10 protein-coding genes are annotated in these 17,010 nt (G+C 41.3%); all 10 read right to left on the minus strand.

Annotated elements, in window-relative coordinates; all coding sequences use genetic code 11:
• Nucleotides 1–72 precede the first annotated feature (72 nt).
• The 10 genes from AAH582_RS23350 to AAH582_RS23395 all read right to left on the minus strand — a co-directional run bounded on the left by AAH582_RS23350 (nt 73) and on the right by AAH582_RS23395 (nt 16,763).
• Nucleotides 73–2,142, minus strand: coding sequence for a putative porin (locus AAH582_RS23350; RefSeq protein WP_343320740.1), 2,070 nt, complete (start codon nt 2,140–2,142; stop codon nt 73–75).
• A gap of 113 nt (nt 2,143–2,255) precedes the next feature.
• Nucleotides 2,256–3,071: a purine-nucleoside phosphorylase gene (locus AAH582_RS23355; protein ID WP_343320741.1), complete on the minus strand. Its 816-nt coding sequence runs from the start codon at nt 3,069–3,071 to the stop codon at nt 2,256–2,258.
• Nucleotides 3,072–3,189: 118 nt separating this feature from the next.
• Entirely contained in the window at nt 3,190–4,680 is a 1,491-nt protein-coding gene (locus AAH582_RS23360; RefSeq protein WP_046672658.1) for a sodium:solute symporter, read from the minus strand.
• Between the two features lie 38 nt (nt 4,681–4,718).
• Entirely contained in the window at nt 4,719–5,531 is an 813-nt protein-coding gene (murQ, locus tag AAH582_RS23365) for an N-acetylmuramic acid 6-phosphate etherase (RefSeq protein ID WP_046672659.1), read from the minus strand.
• A gap of 22 nt (nt 5,532–5,553) precedes the next feature.
• On the minus strand, nt 5,554–6,189 hold the full coding sequence (locus AAH582_RS23370; protein WP_343320742.1) for a polysaccharide deacetylase family protein: 636 nt from the start codon (nt 6,187–6,189) through the stop codon (nt 5,554–5,556).
• A gap of 59 nt (nt 6,190–6,248) precedes the next feature.
• The gene (locus AAH582_RS23375; RefSeq protein ID WP_343320743.1) at nt 6,249–8,075 is read right to left on the minus strand and encodes a glycoside hydrolase family 9 protein; all 1,827 of its coding nucleotides are present in this window, start codon (nt 8,073–8,075) and stop codon (nt 6,249–6,251) included.
• A 42-nt stretch (nt 8,076–8,117) separates the two neighbouring features.
• Nucleotides 8,118–9,977, minus strand: a complete 1,860-nt coding sequence (locus AAH582_RS23380) for a PQQ-binding-like beta-propeller repeat protein (protein WP_343320744.1) — start codon at nt 9,975–9,977, stop codon at nt 8,118–8,120.
• Nucleotides 9,978–10,120: 143 nt separating this feature from the next.
• Entirely contained in the window at nt 10,121–11,962 is a 1,842-nt protein-coding gene (locus AAH582_RS23385; protein ID WP_070561302.1) for a RagB/SusD family nutrient uptake outer membrane protein, read from the minus strand.
• Between the two features lie 13 nt (nt 11,963–11,975).
• Complete coding sequence (locus AAH582_RS23390) at nt 11,976–15,467, minus strand: SusC/RagA family TonB-linked outer membrane protein (RefSeq protein WP_046672662.1); 3,492 nt, start codon at nt 15,465–15,467, stop codon at nt 11,976–11,978.
• A gap of 51 nt (nt 15,468–15,518) precedes the next feature.
• Complete coding sequence (locus AAH582_RS23395) at nt 15,519–16,763, minus strand: exo-beta-N-acetylmuramidase NamZ family protein (protein WP_231585213.1); 1,245 nt, start codon at nt 16,761–16,763, stop codon at nt 15,519–15,521.
• Nucleotides 16,764–17,010: the final 247 nt, after the last annotated feature.

Genomic DNA, 17,010 nt, shown 5'->3' on the forward strand with positions numbered 1-17,010 from the left:
TATTCTCAAAATTATTTTATAAGATTTTATGCCTCCAACATCACAACAAGCTAAAAAACACCGAAATAATTTTTAATCATAGAACTTCCAAGAAATACCAAATCTAAAATTAGCACTATTCATCGGATAACGTCGGACTGTATAGTATCCATGCGGATAGAAGTTCTGATTTAAAAAATTATAACTCAAAAACATATTTACCCGTTGTATATTCGCTGTAATCCATACATCCATGATTGGATAGGTCGAAAACTCAATCTGTTTGTAAGCATTGTAAAACTGTCCTGTCCCAATTGAATAATTCGGATTGGCATAAGGTGTATTGAACTTTGCATCCAGACCGATACTATAATCAATAACTTTATAAAACAGGTTACTGTAATACAAACTATGCCAAGTATACAGCTCCGGAACAGCCAGTGTGTTCTGTTGATCTGTCTTTTGATAGACCACGAGATTATCGAGGGTAAAATGGTTTAATTTAAATTTTTGTCCAACACTTACCTTCAACAAATTCGCTTTGTCCAATTGTGCCGGAACAATCCATTTATCCTTTTTAGGATCGTTCTGTGGATTCGACAACTCCTCGAAATAGGTATAATTGTTCATCAGAAAATACTCTACCTTGCCATGGAAACCAAGCATCGGATTGGCATATTGAAAACCGAGGTTCTGAATTTTCATCTTTTTAAGATCTAAATCATTCCATTTTCCGTAGGTATAATTTAAATTCTCGAAAACCATCTCTGGCGATTTATTCTGTGAATAAGCCGACAGGGTCACCTTTCCAATTTTATCCCCCATGGAGATATCCGCTTTAGCTTCATACAAGAAATCCCCAAAGTTGTGACCAAATACAATCTGATTCGCTTTTAAACTAAAATCAAGACGATCTGAAAACTTATACCCTAATTCACCTTTCACGATTCCATTTTGATAAAAGCGATCAAATGTGGTGCTATCCGGCAATTTCTTCAGCGGCTGTGGATAAGCTGAAGTATTGTTATAATAGCGCATGGAATCCAACTGATGCTGCTCCACCCAGTTCATGTCGTGCTGAAAAGCCAAATTTAGTTTCGCCTCATTCTTAAAGACCGACTTTCCTCTGAGAAAAAAGTTATATTCAAATTCATTGGAAACATTCGTGATCAGCGTCTTATCACTGTTCAGCGCCAATGCCTTATTATTGTAAGGCAATGCCGCATTTTGATCATCCATGTTCTTGAAGAAATTATAGGTCTGTCTTCTTATGCGCGTATTATGCGCCATGCTATTGGTCGGATGGATCTGCATGGTCGGCTTTCCTTTATCGATTGTATCCAATCGCCCTAAATAAAGCGATTGACGTAGAAACAATGAGTTATCCCACCATTTGGATCGCGGTACATTTGTTTTACTCGGATCATTGAATTTCGGTATAAACCGGTCCGGAGACTGCCTGTTTCCGGGTGCAAATGGAAGATCCTCCGTAATAGAACCATTCTCCATGGCATCCAAACGATTAAATACTGCATTGATCAACAAATTATACCGGTTATTTTTCGATTCATACCAAGACGCAACTGAAGCCTTTAAATCCGAATAATTCTGCCCAAGATAAAATCCATCCGTTTTGGTCGAATGGAAATCGACATTCATATTCCATTGAGAATTGATATTCTGTGCTACCCGTGCCCTAAAGACTTGGTCATTAAAAAAGAATCCCACAGCCGACAGTTCGGAGTACCTCGCCCGGGCCCTAAAATATTGGATCGAATCGGGGTTTAATAAATAACGTTCCAATGCTGTAAAACCAGACTGAAAGCCAATGGTCTTTTTAGGTTGGAACAATAGATCCCGTGTAGCAAGACCATAAGCCCCAAGGTTCACGCTGGGATTCCAGGGTAAATTCTGCGGATTATAATATTGATAATTATGATGTGATGTATCAATTTGACGTGTATAAGTGCCTTTTTTCAACATATCCAGCGTGGCATACCGGATATATTTTGCCGAAAGAATCACAGAATCTTTCTTCCCATCTTCCTTTGCCCTAGCCGAATCCAATGCACTACTCCACTCTTCCTTGCTCTGGGCAATAACATCCATGGAATAAACAAATAAAACACACCATGCGGCAAGTATGCGTACGATCAACTTCATCTAAAATTATATAAAAACCAAAAAAGCTAAATTCACCTGAATGAACAAATTACTCTCAAATATCCACCAATCCATCAACTTTCGCCATCAAAGATGATACATGAAAAGACAATTTATTGCAAAGCTATTAATTCTTTCAAAATTAACGTCATTTTAGGTTCCGCTTTCTCCGCAACACTGACAATTTCCTGCAAGGAAACGGGTTTAAGATCCTCGTGAAAACCTTCATCCGTAACAACAGAAATCGCAAATACCGGAAGCGACATATGATTAGCGACAATTACTTCTGGAACGGTACTCATACCGACCACATCGCCACCGATCAGACGCATATAGCGATATTCCGCTTTTGTTTCCAGATTTGGACCTGCAGAGGAAACATAAACAACTTTTCGTGCATTAATATCATGCTTTGCTGCGATCTCAAGAGCCTGTACGATCATTTCTCGGTTATAAGCCTCACTCATATCGGGAAATCGAGAACCAAACTCGGATAGATTTTGCCCGCGAAGTGGGTTATCGGGCAATAAATTGATATGGTCTTCAATAATACCAAGATCACCTTTTTTCACCTCAGGATTTAAGGACCCTGCGGCATTGGAAACAAACAATTTTTGTACCCCTAAAACTTTCATGATACGGATCGGAAATGTAATCTGCTGCATATCGTAACCTTCATAATAATGCAACCGCCCCTGCATAGCGACCACATTGCGGCCACTCAGTTTTCCAAAAATGAGCTTACCAGAATGAAATTCAACAGTTGAAATAGGGAAATTTGGTATATTGGAATACATCAGCTGATACTTGACTTCAATTTCATCAACCAACTTACCTAAACCAGTACCTAGGATGATACCGAATTCTGGAGTAAAATCTCCAATTTTTCTACGGATAAATTCCGTAGTCTCATTTATGCTATGATACATACGTACAGAAAACTAAGTATATCAAACTTAACTTAATTTTTCTGTACGTACAAATCAAAATCAATACTTGTATTTACATCTTCTCACCAATGGAGAAATTTTTTATAGCTGAAAAATACTAGTGATGAGATAACGCTTTTTCATTTGCTTTACCTGGAGAACTGATCAAAAGCATTAAAAACGTGATAAAACCATTAATAATGATCAAGTCCAATCCGATAACATAAGGTGTATACACCTCAATAACATAGGTTTTAAGCAAAAATAAGACAGTAGGCGAAAGCACACAGATATAAGGTACAGCCTTATCCCGCACGGCATATTTTGTGAATATTCCGAAAACGAATAAACCCAATAAAGGCCCGTAAGTATAACTCGCCGCAGTAAAGATTGCATTGACGACCGAGTCATCATTGATCAGCTTAAAGACCAGAATAACCAATAGCATCACAATGGAAAAACCAAAATGCACATAATTACGCTGCTTGATCAGCGCTGGATCATTGGGATTTTCTTTTTTATTGAAATTTAGAAAGTCCACACAGAAAGATGTTGTCAATGCCGTTAGCGCACTATCCGTCGTTGCAAAAGTAGCCGCGGTCAACCCCATCATAAAGATGATTGCAGGAACAATGGCCAAGTGGTTTAATGCAATTTCCGGGTACAAATAATCGCGTGTTGCTAATTGAGTCACATCAATTCCATTTTTAGCCGCATAGATATACAGCAAAGCACCGACAGCTAAAAAGAAAATATTGATGACCACAAAAACACTTGTAAAAGTAATCATATTCTTTTGAGCTTCTTTAATGGTCCCCATCGATAAGTTCTTCTGCATCAGATCCTGATCTAGCCCCGTCATCGCAATGGTCACAAAAATCCCTCCCAAGAATTGTTTCCAAAAATTAGCTTTACTACCGACAAAATCATCCCAGAAAAAGATCTTCGAATAACTACTTTCTTTTACAGCCTCGAAAGTATCGACGATACCAAAATCTAATCCTTTGGCCATAAAATAGATAGAGAGAATTACTGCGGTCACTAAAAAGGTAGTCTGTAGGGTATCTGTCACAATAATCGTCTTTAAGCCACCCTTATTTGTATACATCCAGATTAACACCAAACATATAACGACGGTAATCGCGAAAGGCACATTCCAGGCATCAAAAATAAAATGCTGCAATACGATTGCGACCAGATAAAGACGAAACGCCGAACCGATCGTACGGGAAACCAAAAAAATAGCAGCACCGGTCTTGTACGTGGTGTGCCCAAAACGTTCTTCCAAATACGTATAAATGGAAGTCAAGTTCATTCTATAATAGAGCGGAAGCAATACATAGGCAATAATGACAAAACCAACGGCGTTCCCAAGAACAAATTGAAAATAGCTAAATTCAGACGCACCGACTGCGCCGGGAACCGAGATAAAAGTTACGCCGGAGAGCGCGGTACCGATCATCCCAAAGGCGACCATATACCATTTAGAGTTCCGGTTTGCGACAAAAAAGGTAGAGTTATCGGAAGCTCCCTTCGAGGTAAAGTGAGCTACAGCAAGCAGAACTGCAAAATAGATTATTATAAAGGATAATAATATTACTGGTGACATAGTTTGTTTTTAAAATAGGTGATTTTAATAGGTTATGCTCAATGGGTATCCTGATAAGCTTCGATTGCCTGTCTCACATTACCAAATTGCTCAAGTAAAGCCGCAGCTTCTTCTTCAAGCGCCCCGGTCTGATCCATAATGATACGTACACCACGACCGACCAGCTTATGGTTTGACAATTGCATATCGACCATCTTGTTCCCCTTTACCCTACCCAATTGGATCATCACTGCGGTACTGAACATATTTAACACAAGTTTCTGTGCTGTACCCGATTTCATTCGCGTAGACCCGGTAACAAATTCTGGCCCAACAATAACTTCAACCGGATACTGCGCTATTTCCGCAATCGGAGAGCCCCCGTTACAGACAATACATCCCGTCACAAGCCCTTTCTCGTTTGCCGTTTTCAATCCGCCAATAACATAAGGGGTGGTTCCAGAAGCCGCAATGCCGATAACAACATCGTTTTCATCAATATCATACGCTTCCATATCTTTCCAGGCTTGCTCCAGATCATCTTCTGCAAATTCAACTGCTTTTCTAATTGCAGTATCACCACCGGCAATCAACCCAATGATCCATTCAAATGGAACGCCGTAAGTCGGAGGTAATTCAGAAGCATCCAACACACCCAAACGGCCACTTGTGCCAGCGCCGATATAAAAAGTTCGACCACCAGCCTTCATTTTCTCCACAGTGACTTTGACCAATGCCTCAATCTGAGGGATAGCTTGCTCTACCGCAAGTGGCACAGATTTATCTTCATTATTGATATTTGTCAACAACTCATGCACAGACATCTTGTCCAAATCCTGATAATTCGAATCTTTCTCCGTTGTATTTACCATTATTAGTATATATTGTATTTCTTTATTTCAATAAATCGGGCACATCCACAAGTTGATACCCTTTTCCCTTTAATATGCTAATGATATCATCCAAATGATGATACAGCTTATCTTTCCGCCGATCATCGGTTCCCATGTGAATCAATATCAGAAATCCATTGAGCCCATATCGAGCTTCATGAGACCAAAGATTGTCGAGAATCGCTGTCGACGATAAATAGCTAGCCCCCATTTCAGGATAGGTATAATCGGCCGCAGTCCGTATTCCTGGTGTATAATTAACCGAATTCAGACCAACCGCTTTTGCCCAATCGACTGTTTCACTATTATACCATTCATAAGAAGGAATATAATAGGACAAGTGCTCTCTTTTGACGCCCGCGCCTTCCAGTGCTTTCAGGTTTGCTTTAAGATCAGCGACAAAAGAGTCACGTTTGACCAAAAGCACCTCCCTACTCCCCCAGTCACTCACCAGAATATGTTTATCCGAATGCCCCGAAATCCAATGCCCATCGCTTAACATCTGACGGACATACGGCTTAAAACCTGGAGTTCTGAGATAATCGCCTGTCAGGAAAAAAGAGCCTTTAACGCCATTATGCTTTAGACTTGCTAATACCTCAGCAGTACCCTCAGATAAATCATGACCGGTAAACACCAGAGCCACCTGCCGTTTTGTCGAGTCGCCCCGGACAATAGCTCCAAAAACATCCCGTGTTACTTTTTTCCGGCGGGCTCCTCCATAGCCTTACCCTCCTTTGAAGCCAACAGATAAATCAACGAAGCGGTACCATCCATTGTCGGCTCATTCGTACTATAATCTCCGTAGTCGTCATGATAGACCGCCAGATCACTTTGAAACTCCGCATAACTATCCGGATTATTCAACTTGATACCAATCAGATTGCGATACGTGGATGCCATAATAGGGCCATCAACTAACCCGCCGTCGATCGGATGCTTTCCAAGAAAGGTAAACGCCGAATGCGGATCGACAGGTGTATCGCCTCCAGCCGGAAGACCATATACCATACTCGTGCCCCAAGGGTTCGCCCCGAATAACCAGTCAAAATTAGCTTGGGCTAGCTCATCAAAATGTGCATCTCCCGTCAATTCTTTATACCAGAGACACTGGATAGCAAAGGATACCGTTAAGTTGTTGCTACACCAAATAAAGGGAACTCCCCGAAAAAAAGCGTTTTTCTCAGCTCTCCGATTGACTTGCTCAATCCCCTGTTTATAATAGGAAACAATCTCCTCGCGATCTTGTCCTTTTAATCCTTTTGCCAACTCATAATGCCCAAGATTGATAAAAGGATACCACTGATAATGTGCAGCAGTATCGCTAACCATCCAAGGTGTAATCTTTTCTTGCCGGGCGTAGCGTAAGGCTTCTCGTGCAAACTTTTCTTTTTTTGTCATCGAAAAACCCATTGCAGCGGCCAACTGCATATCGTCTACCCAATTATCTTCGGCATAAATATAGGGCGATTTCACAGAAACTGTCTGTGTCACGCCTGGTTTTATATTGGCATAAGCATAGGCTGTTTCCGATTTCTTCGAAAGCAGCGTTGCATATTTCCGATCCTCTTTGTCAAACAACATCGCCCCCAGGCGAAAAGCACTACTAAATTTACCAGCAGTAGAGCTTGTCCCGGTTGTATTGTTCATAAACTTGCCACGCTGCTGTGGCTCGCCATCGATAAAATACACCGGTCTATCAAATCCACGACCATAATAAGGATCTTCCTTTGGCATCCGCATGCTGGCATGATCCCGGTCATCACCAATCTGATTGTACATTTGGTTGGCCTTGGGATGCATTTTCAACAGCCAATCCAAGCCCCATTTTGCTTCATCGAGCACATCGGCCCGACCATTTTTTCCATCAAGACCATTTGCTTGCTTTAGATCACCAAACACCTTTGGAAAATCGCGGTAAGCCGCTAACAGATGAAATGTCGCATTTGCTGACGTTGTCGCATATTGCAAATAATCAGAAGCATCATGCCAACCGCCCCCCGCATCGATACGGGAGCTATCGGGAATGCCAACCTTTCCTGCATACAGCGCAAAGCCATCGTGTGTATGGCAGCTATCGTTCAGAAAAGGGTTGAACAATGTCCGTTGTTGCCGCATATAACGCAGTACAAAATCTGCCGCTCCTTTATAAACGTCCCGAGCGATTCGGAATGTTGGAGACTTCACCTCTCCGGCCTGAACAAAAAAGCGTCCTGTATCCTGCATGGAAGAGAAATCAAAACGAAAGCTCTGAACAAAAGGACCATAAGCCCCATAATCTTTTCCAACAGGATGTACATAGACTGTTTTACCCGTTTGTGCGTTTTTAATTTCAAAAGAACGAAGCTGCCTGATTGATTTCCCACCCCATACCGCGACCTTCTTGCCCGCTGGAGTATAGCCCAATTGGTTTATTCTAATCCAAGCATTTTGCTGTGCTTTCGCAAAGTTACAAACAAAACATGCAAAAACAAGCAAAAAAGCTTGACGTAAATTTAAGAAGTTTAGACATTTTTTTATCATATCAAGGCATTTATTTTCAAAAAGATCATTTCAATCGATTGCTTAAAACTGTAATGAAACTATTTTGCCATCCATCGTACTCGCTATCACGGTATTTCTCCCATTTAGTGCAACGGGATTAACCATTCCATTGGATATTTTATATTGCCATACTACCGCGCCTGTTTTTGCGTCAACTCCAGATAGCAAACCCGAATGACTCGGCACAAAGACCAACTTGCCATTGGATGTAATTGCAGAAGGTGTCAATTCGTAGGGCAATTTAAGTTTGGACTTCCAGGCAACATCCATACGATCACCAGCAACCGAAATACCTAAAAGATCCCCATCCATCGTCTTCACATAAACCAATTTATGATCTGCAGCCAACCCCATAGACTCGCGCACCCGAATGGTATCTTTCTTTTCCCGCCAGATGACCGCACCGTTCTTCGCATCCAGTGCTGTCATAAAACGATCCGGTGCAACTACAAAAACACGATTGTTTACCCCCACCGGATTGCATGCCGCAGCAGAAAACATCCGATTGGCCTGTCCATTATTCCACTCCCACGAAAGCTTACCCGTTTTGGCATCCAAAGCATAGAATCCATTGCTCCAGGAACCAAAAATTACATTCCCCAAATAATACGTTGGCAGCGTCGATACAAATCCTTTGACCTGGTCAAAACTCCACTTTACAGCTCCCGTCTTGATGTCCAGCGCTCTAAACTTACCATCCGAGCCACCGATAAAAGCTACGCCATCATGTAGCAAGGGGGAACCCAAAACCGCCTTCTCAGTCTCCACCTTCCACAACAACTTGCCATTACGGGCATCTACCGCATAAATTGCATGATCCGATGATCCCGCCACGACAATCCCTTTCCACACAGCAGGCGTAGAATAAACTTTACCACCGGTACGGTATGCCCATAGCTTTTTGCCAGTTTTTAAGTCAAGCGCAAAGATATCGCCCGCGGTATTTGATGTGATCACGCTGTTTTTGTAAACGGCTAGTCCCGCCCCGATGTCGCTGGCGTCTTCAAACGTCCAATTGACTTTAACCTGGCCCGCATATTTTGCATTCACAGCATAACTTGGTCTCGGGTAGCTTATCGTTTCATTTTCATAATGATGGTCGAACATTGGAACAACAACCCAAGGTTTCTCCTGCGTTCCTACACCGGGATTACGCTCTTGATAACTGGCTTTGCCATCGGCGATGGTCACGATATTATAACCCCCAATCGCTTTATTCGCACGCAGATTAGACCGTCCCATCACCCCCGGAATTCCTTCCCAATCGTATAATTTATTGGCATGACCATGCCCACAAAGCGCCAATTGGACATTCCGCGTTTTAACTCTTTTCAGTGCATCAAACCAGTTATTTAACGATGAATCCTGTGGATAATGATTAATATAGATCAATGGTAGCTGTTTATCCGGATTCGCTGCAAAAATGGAATCCATCCAAACCAGGTTTTCCCGAGGAATTTGACCAGGACTCATGCGCATATTGGGCCCTGAATTGGTTCCAATGAATGCGTAGCCTTTATGCTTAAAGAAAAAGGTTTCGCCACCAAAAACGGTGCGAAACGTGTTGGCTCCATTTTCTGACCAATTGCCATCGTGATTTCCCGGAATCACGTACCAAGGCAGCTGCAAACTATCTAAGATTCGCTTCGCAAGCTTTAACTCATGATCAGCACCAAACTCGGTGATATCTCCGGAGACTATAACAAAATCAATATCTTTCAATGTATTCAGGTCCTTTACAGTACGTCGCAAATCCTCCTCACCTGTTGCACCACCGACATGCGTGTCTGTTACGTGGGCAAATTTGAAGGACTGCTGTGCTATCGCAACGTTAAAAACGCAGGATAATGCAATAAAAAAGGTGATAATTGGAAACCTCATGCGTAATGTTTTCTTAAAAATAGCGTTTTTATGCATAAAACAGAAATGATATTGCATTTTTATGCATCTTCATGTAAATCAAAATTCATTATGTATTAAAAAGCCTTTCTGAAATTCAGAAAGGCCTTTTAATACAATGCTATCTATTGCCAGCCTGGCGTCTGTGTTAAGATATAGCCCAAATTTGCATATTGTTGAATCTGATTCAGTCCAACAGGAGCCAAGTACGACCGATCGGTAAAACTTACCCTGTTTGCAAATTTCGGAACAACGTAATATCCTACCATAGCATCGGCGTTTTTACCATTGTAGGTGATTGTATTTCCTGCTGCGTCACGGACTTTCAAAACACCTTCGTAAGCTTTTGTCAAACGATTTGGAAGGTCCTTTTTGATATTTACCCAGGGACCCAATGAATAATCGACATTGCGTGAAAAGTTCATATAATCCAATTTTTTCCAGCGACGGATATCATTCAATCGCGCATACTCATATACAAATTCCATTCTTCGTTCACGTCTGATTTCCCACATCAACGGCGATACATCCGCATCGCGGCTTGGATCGTTCGGCAGGGAATTTAATGTCAAAGGTGCCGTTTTCTTTACCCCTTTAGCTATGGCATCTGCGTCTAGCGGCCTATTCCGTACCGCATTGATTGATTTATCCAAATCACCTTGGGTAACAGCTGCTCCACCAAAAAACTCCGCAAGAATCTGCCTTGCCTCAATCCAATTCAACACAACCTCACCAAGACGCACAATCGGAGCATCATTTGTATTTGTATTACTACTCCATTTTGCTGGATAAGTTTTTCCAATATACGTCAAGGCTTCTCTAGCAGCAAATTTATGACCGTAAGCAAATGTTGATGAAGCTGTATTAACGGTATCCATCAACGAAGCTTCAAACCGTGGGTCTCTCGTTCTCGCCAAAGATTTCATCGAAAAGTCCGAAGCATTTGTAAGCGCTGAGTTTTGCCAAACCTTTCCATCGTTACAGATAAAAGATTTCAACAAATCCAAGTTAACGCCCTTCTGCCCTTCAGTACCATTACTGTAAGAACCTACGGCGTGCGTTACTTTCAAGGCATCATTATAAGTTCTGAAGAAAATTACCTCTGGATTGCTTGAAAGATCTTCAGATGCAAACAGGCTTTTAAAATCACTTCCAAAAGACCACTTTCCACTATTCATGACAACTTCGGACGCTTTAACCGCAAGCGCGAGATACTTTTTCGCACGATCTTGATCCAAGCCATGGTATTTTTCCCAGGAACCTTCAAACAACATGAGGTTAGAAATAAGTGCCGCTGCTGCATATTTATTTACATAACCTTTTCCGTCATCAGCACGCATATTATCAAGCACATACTCAAAATCTGTATAGACTTTATCCATGACCTCACCGCGCTTGGTACGTTCCTTATACATTGTAGCCTGATCCATCGGATCAACTTCAACATCAAAATAAGGCACATCACCAAACACAGAAACTAACCTACTATATTCGTAGCCTCTAAAAAAACGAGCTACTGCAGTCCAGTGCTTATACTCAGCCTCTGACAATTTTGACTTGGCCTTTGTTTCAATCCTGGTCAACATCACATTAGCCTTTCTAACCCAGTAAAAATTCCAGGTCGGCCCTGAGTAGGTCGTCAACATATCAGGTGTCACCGTACTCGCACCTCTACTCGTCGGAACAACTGACTCAAAGCCACCTTGCGTTCCTTCAGAAGTAAAGTCATCTGCATAGTTATATCCCACTAAGGGAGCATAGGCCGTACCATAAAAAGTATTATAGCCAACAAAATAATTTAAATAAAAATCATTTGCATACAAACGAACATCAGCTTCATTTCTCCAAAAGTTTTCATCGATTACTTTAGTTTGATCAGGCCTATCCAGCACATCCTTACTACAGCCTACCCCCAATAACATGGCGGAAAGCATGATAGATCCAATTTTTATTCTATTTAATTTCATCTGTCAAATTCGTTTAAAAGTTTAACTGAACACCAAATGAGGCACTCTTAAATGTTGGTGTTCCAACACCTGTACGTCCACCGTTGTAATTCGTTTCATTAAAAATCGAGAAGCCTTCCACCTCTTCCGGATCAATCGGTAAGCCACGAAGCTTATCCCAAGTGAAGAAATTCTCCAACGAAACATAAACACGTAAGTTATTTATCTTAGCTCGTTGCACAATATGCTGAGGAATTGTATACCCCACAGTTAGGTTCTTAATTCTCAAATACGACATATCCAACAGATAGCGGGACTGAACTTGCATATTATTGACATTCGCACTACCACCGTTGTTGAATGCAGCCGGATAGAATGCTCCTTGATTATCTTTCGTCCAGTAATCGTTTACAAAGCTTGCAGGCATCGCTCCATCTGAAGTGTTAAATCCTGGAATCGCCAAGAATCCCGCTCCCCAAACTTTACGTTGCCCCACACCTTGGAAAAATGCTGAAACATCGAAGCCTTTCCAATCAGCACCAAATCTAAAGCCATACTGATAACGAGGCGTCGAATTACCAATGATCTTCATATCGCCAGGATTATCGATCGTACCGTCACCATTATCGATCTCGCCGTCACCATTCAAATCTTTGAATTTAACATCCCCAGGACCAAAATAGAAATTAGTTGAATTTTGGAATCGTGGCTGATAGACAGGCTTTTCACCATTCGGCCCCTCTTTCAAGAGATAGACGTTATCTGTACTTCCATAATATTTGGTCATATCTGCATTTGGTTTTACCAACTGCGGATTGTTATTTCCATCCAATACAAAATCATTGTATTGGTACAGACGGTCTGTCTCATACCCCCAAATATCACCATATACCCGACCATTATAATTCACACCGGTAGTGCGTAATGACGTATATCCACTAAAAACAGATTTAGAGTCATCCAAATTAGCCCTAAAATTAATACCCAATCCATTCTCAAATCGGTGATTAAAATCGATGGCCAATTCAAAGCCTTTGGTCGTCAAGGTACCGAAGTTACCCCAAGGCGCCGCAGAACCCAAGGTGAGTGTTGTTCCTTCCAAAGGAGCAAACATATTTTTGGTCTTCTTCTGATACCAATCAAACGTCAAACCTAATTTATTCTTGAAGAATCTGGCATCCGCACCGAAATCCAGGGTTTCCAGATCTTCCCACGTAACGTTTGGCCAATTCAGTTTTGGCGTACCCACAGAATTCAACAATGCGCCATTGACGATGTAATTAATCTGACCCGCATCCATGTTTGAAACATAAAGATCAGAAGGTACCGTTTGATTTCCGATAACACCCCATGAACCTCTAAACTTCAACTGATTTAATGTAGCCCTTGACCAGTCCATGAATTTTTCTTCTGAAACTACCCAGCCTGCTGAAAAAGATGGAAACCATCGCCATTTCAAATCTGTTGGAAACTTGGAGGAACCATCATAACGGATATTACCTTCAAATAGATACTTATTCTTATACGCATAGTTCACACGGCCAAAATACCCTAATTGAGATTCCCAATACTCACCACCGCTACCCGTAATTTGGCCCACAGCCAAATCAAACTGAGGATTTGTGATATCCAATAAATCAGCACGCTGTGTCCAATGGTAAGAACCATCGTTTGTTACTCTATTTAAACCAAGGATAAATTTAAAGTTATGATCATCATTCAAGTCGAGTTCATACGTTGTAAATGCATTGACAGTATGCTTATGTTCATTTTGTGAACGCATATAGATATGATCTTGCGCAGAACCATTCGCTGTATACATATCATTGGAAAGATCATAAGCTAAAGTTGCATCAGCATCTCCCTTATTGACAACAGCTCCTTCTTTATTGACATAAACTGGATTTCCTTGTGCATCAAACCGTTGTTTGGCTGCTACCCAAGAATTGGCTGCTGTATATCTCGTCCCGTTTTTACGCCAGCTATAATCCTCATTGGTAAATGTATAGTCTACATCTACTTTCCAATTCTTCATTATATTAACTGTAGCACCAGCGCTTAAATTAATATAATTGCGAAGCATGGAAGCTTGGTTTGCCGCCTCATTTTCACTCCATGGACTTCTGATTGGGTTGTTATTTTCGTCATAGCCCATTGGATAAAGGGAGCTCCAGCGATACATGTACAACCATGGATCGGCCGTTGTTGAGTTTGTCGCATAAGGATAGATCTTGTTCCGTTGTGCAAACATCGCTCCACCCCTAATAGTCACATATTTATTCAGTTCGGTATTCAGTCTTAATGCAGCATTATACCGTTTAAACTTATCCGAATCGCCTGCCTTTAACATACCGCTTTGGTTTAACGAACCAAATGAAGCTGTATATTGTGTCTTCTTAATGGTACCATTTAAAGACAAGTTATGTGTTTGTGTGGGAGCCCACTCGCGCACCATATAATCATATGGATCATACGTTCTAACACCGTACTTTTTCGTCGGCGACCCCGGATCTACATACCAGTCTCTGCCATATACCGTTGGATCATCTTTCCCGATTGAAGATCCATATTTTTTATCCCACTCCACTGCGCGTTCATAACTTTCTCTATTTACTTTATAGAAAGCACCCGTTTCGGTTCCGCCAACTCTTTCTAATGCGTCAATGGTATATTTCAAGGCATTAACACGTCCCATTTCCAACTTTTTATATGGATTTTGGAATGAGAAGTTATTAGAATAATTTACGGTAACCTTTTCCGCACTTCCACCTGTTTTCGTCTTAATCAATACGACACCAAAAGCAGCTTTCGCACCATAGATGGACGAAGAGGCAGCATCTTTTAATACGGTGATCGACTCAACATCATCCGGATTTACATATTGGATACTCGGGATTTCCACATTATCCACCAAGATCAATGGACTACTATTCCCTTGAATGGAAGATATTGCACCACGAATACGCATGGTAGGATCAGATCCAACCTCACCACTCGGTACAGTAACACTAAATCCTGGCGTCGTCCCTTGAATTGCCCGGCCGACATCGGCGATCGGACGACTCTGTAGATTCTCCTTCACATTGATCGATGAAACCGCACCAGTTAGGTTACCTTTTTTCTGGGTACCGTAACCGACAACGACCACTTCGTCCAACGCTTGATTATCGTCCGCTAATGTTACATCAAGCGTAGCTGAAGTAACGGCAACCTCCTTCGTCACGTATCCTACAGACGAAAAACGCAACTTGCTCCCCACGGCAGCTGTAATTTTAAAATGCCCCTGAGCATCAGTCTTAGTTGACGCAGTACCGCCAATCACAGACACGCTTACCCCAGAGACTGGACCTTTTCCATCCTTTACAGTACCTTGCACCGTATTTTGAAACGCATTTTTTGCAGAAGAACTCAGAAAAGCGCTTGCTAAATTGTCGCGATTCAAAGCACCTTCTTTTTTTGCAAAAGAATAGGATTCAGAAGGAAAACTCAATCCAAGAGCAACAGAAAATAGTACAAATTTTCGCATTGATTATAGAGTTTTAAAATAAATGATTCTAGTTAATATTGTTAGTTATTGCTATTCGAAATCGGTATAAAGCAGATACTTTTTACGCATTTGCTTATAGGCTTTCAAGTCCTCAGACCAAGAAGCACGAATCTGAGCTTCAGATTGTCCGGAAAGGATTTGCTTACGTAATTGATCTGTCCCCGCAAGCTTATCAAAAAATTCAGGCCGCGCGAAGAAAGTGGATTTATCAGGTGTCTTTTGATAAAAGTCCAACAGATATTTTAAGGTAAATTTTTGATGATCAGCATCCAGACCGCGCAAATCAACACCATAATTGACTGTTCCTTTGCCCTCCACATGTTTGGACATACCGTGACGTTCGCCCGGTGTAAAAGTAAAGGAGCCATAGACCGGATTTGTATAACCTAATACCTGGAACGGCCAATCCGTACCCCGACCTACCGAAATATCCGTACCTTCAAAAAGACATAATGAAAGGTACAACCGAACAGAAAGATAATTTGGCAGACTTGGCGATGGGATGACCGGCAGCTCATACCTACTGTTATGATTCCAATTTTTGACCTGTACAATCGTTACATCGGCCTGGCGGCCATGCTCAAGCCACCGCTCTCCATTGATCATCTGCGCCAGCTCGCCGATTGTTAAACCATGGATCATGGCTATTTTATGCCAGGAAACATCTGATTTAAACTTATCATCATGCCTTACAGGTCCATCCACCTGGTCGCCATTTGGATTTGGACGATCCAGTACAATTAATTTTTTATTATGCTTTGCACATAATTCCATTACACGGTGCAAAGAAGTGATGTATGTATAAAAGCGTGCCCCAACGTCCTGCAGGTCGAAAATCATCACATCAATGGAATTGACGATAGAATCTTGTTTCTTATTACCTCCATATAATGTAAACAGCGGCAAACCCGTCTTTTGATCAACATCATTCCCAAACTTCTCACCACGTTCAACGTTCCCGCGGAAACCATGTTCAGGCGCAAAGGCAAACTTCAAATCAACCTTATTATCGATCAAGACATCGACAAGATGTTTTTTATCAGCCCCTACAATGGAAGTTTGATTTCCCATTATTCCCACTTTCTTACCTTTTAGTTGTGGTAAATACAGCGTAAGTTGATCTGCACCCGGAATAACAACTTGGCTCGTTACCCGGCCGGTCATGCTGTTTACTGCGGTTTTGCTCGCTTGCGTAGACTTCAACGAATTCCCACAGGAAACCCAAGCAACAACAGAAATTAAAAAGGATAGCTTTAATAAGGCATTTTTCATCATAAATAGACTCTTAGATCATGCACAAATTGCAGTTTTATGCACGAATAATTGAAAATCAGAATAAAAGTAAGTAGAACTTTTCGTTTTTAAAACTTAAAGCAACATAAAAACGCAAAAGAAAGTAAGTATTCACTTACAAATTACTTCTGTAACAGGAATTAAACCGCAATATATTAGTTGAGACTGAAAGCAAAAATACATTACAATAAATTGAAATACAGTCGATTACAATAAATCAGACGATTAA

This window comes from Sphingobacterium multivorum (assembly GCF_039511225.1).
Lineage (GTDB): Bacteria > Bacteroidota > Bacteroidia > Sphingobacteriales > Sphingobacteriaceae > Sphingobacterium.

What these genes read in the sequence shown, in the direction of transcription:
- AAH582_RS23390 (WP_046672662.1), bottom strand. Translation starts at nt 15,467, where the DNA reads ATGCGAAAATTTGTACTATTTTCTGTTGCTCTTGGATTGAGTTTTCCT.
- AAH582_RS23385 (WP_070561302.1), bottom strand. Translation starts at nt 11,962, where the DNA reads ATGAAATTAAATAGAATAAAAATTGGATCTATCATGCTTTCCGCCATG.
- AAH582_RS23360 (WP_046672658.1), bottom strand. Translation starts at nt 4,680, where the DNA reads ATGTCACCAGTAATATTATTATCCTTTATAATAATCTATTTTGCAGTT.
- AAH582_RS23350 (WP_343320740.1), bottom strand. Translation starts at nt 2,142, where the DNA reads ATGAAGTTGATCGTACGCATACTTGCCGCATGGTGTGTTTTATTTGTT.
- AAH582_RS23355 (WP_343320741.1), bottom strand. Translation starts at nt 3,071, where the DNA reads ATGTATCATAGCATAAATGAGACTACGGAATTTATCCGTAGAAAAATT.
- murQ (WP_046672659.1), bottom strand. Translation starts at nt 5,531, where the DNA reads ATGGTAAATACAACGGAGAAAGATTCGAATTATCAGGATTTGGACAAG.
- AAH582_RS23380 (WP_343320744.1), bottom strand. Translation starts at nt 9,977, where the DNA reads ATGAGGTTTCCAATTATCACCTTTTTTATTGCATTATCCTGCGTTTTT.
- AAH582_RS23395 (WP_231585213.1), bottom strand. Translation starts at nt 16,763, where the DNA reads ATGATGAAAAATGCCTTATTAAAGCTATCCTTTTTAATTTCTGTTGTT.
- AAH582_RS23375 (WP_343320743.1), bottom strand. Translation starts at nt 8,075, where the DNA reads ATGATAAAAAAATGTCTAAACTTCTTAAATTTACGTCAAGCTTTTTTG.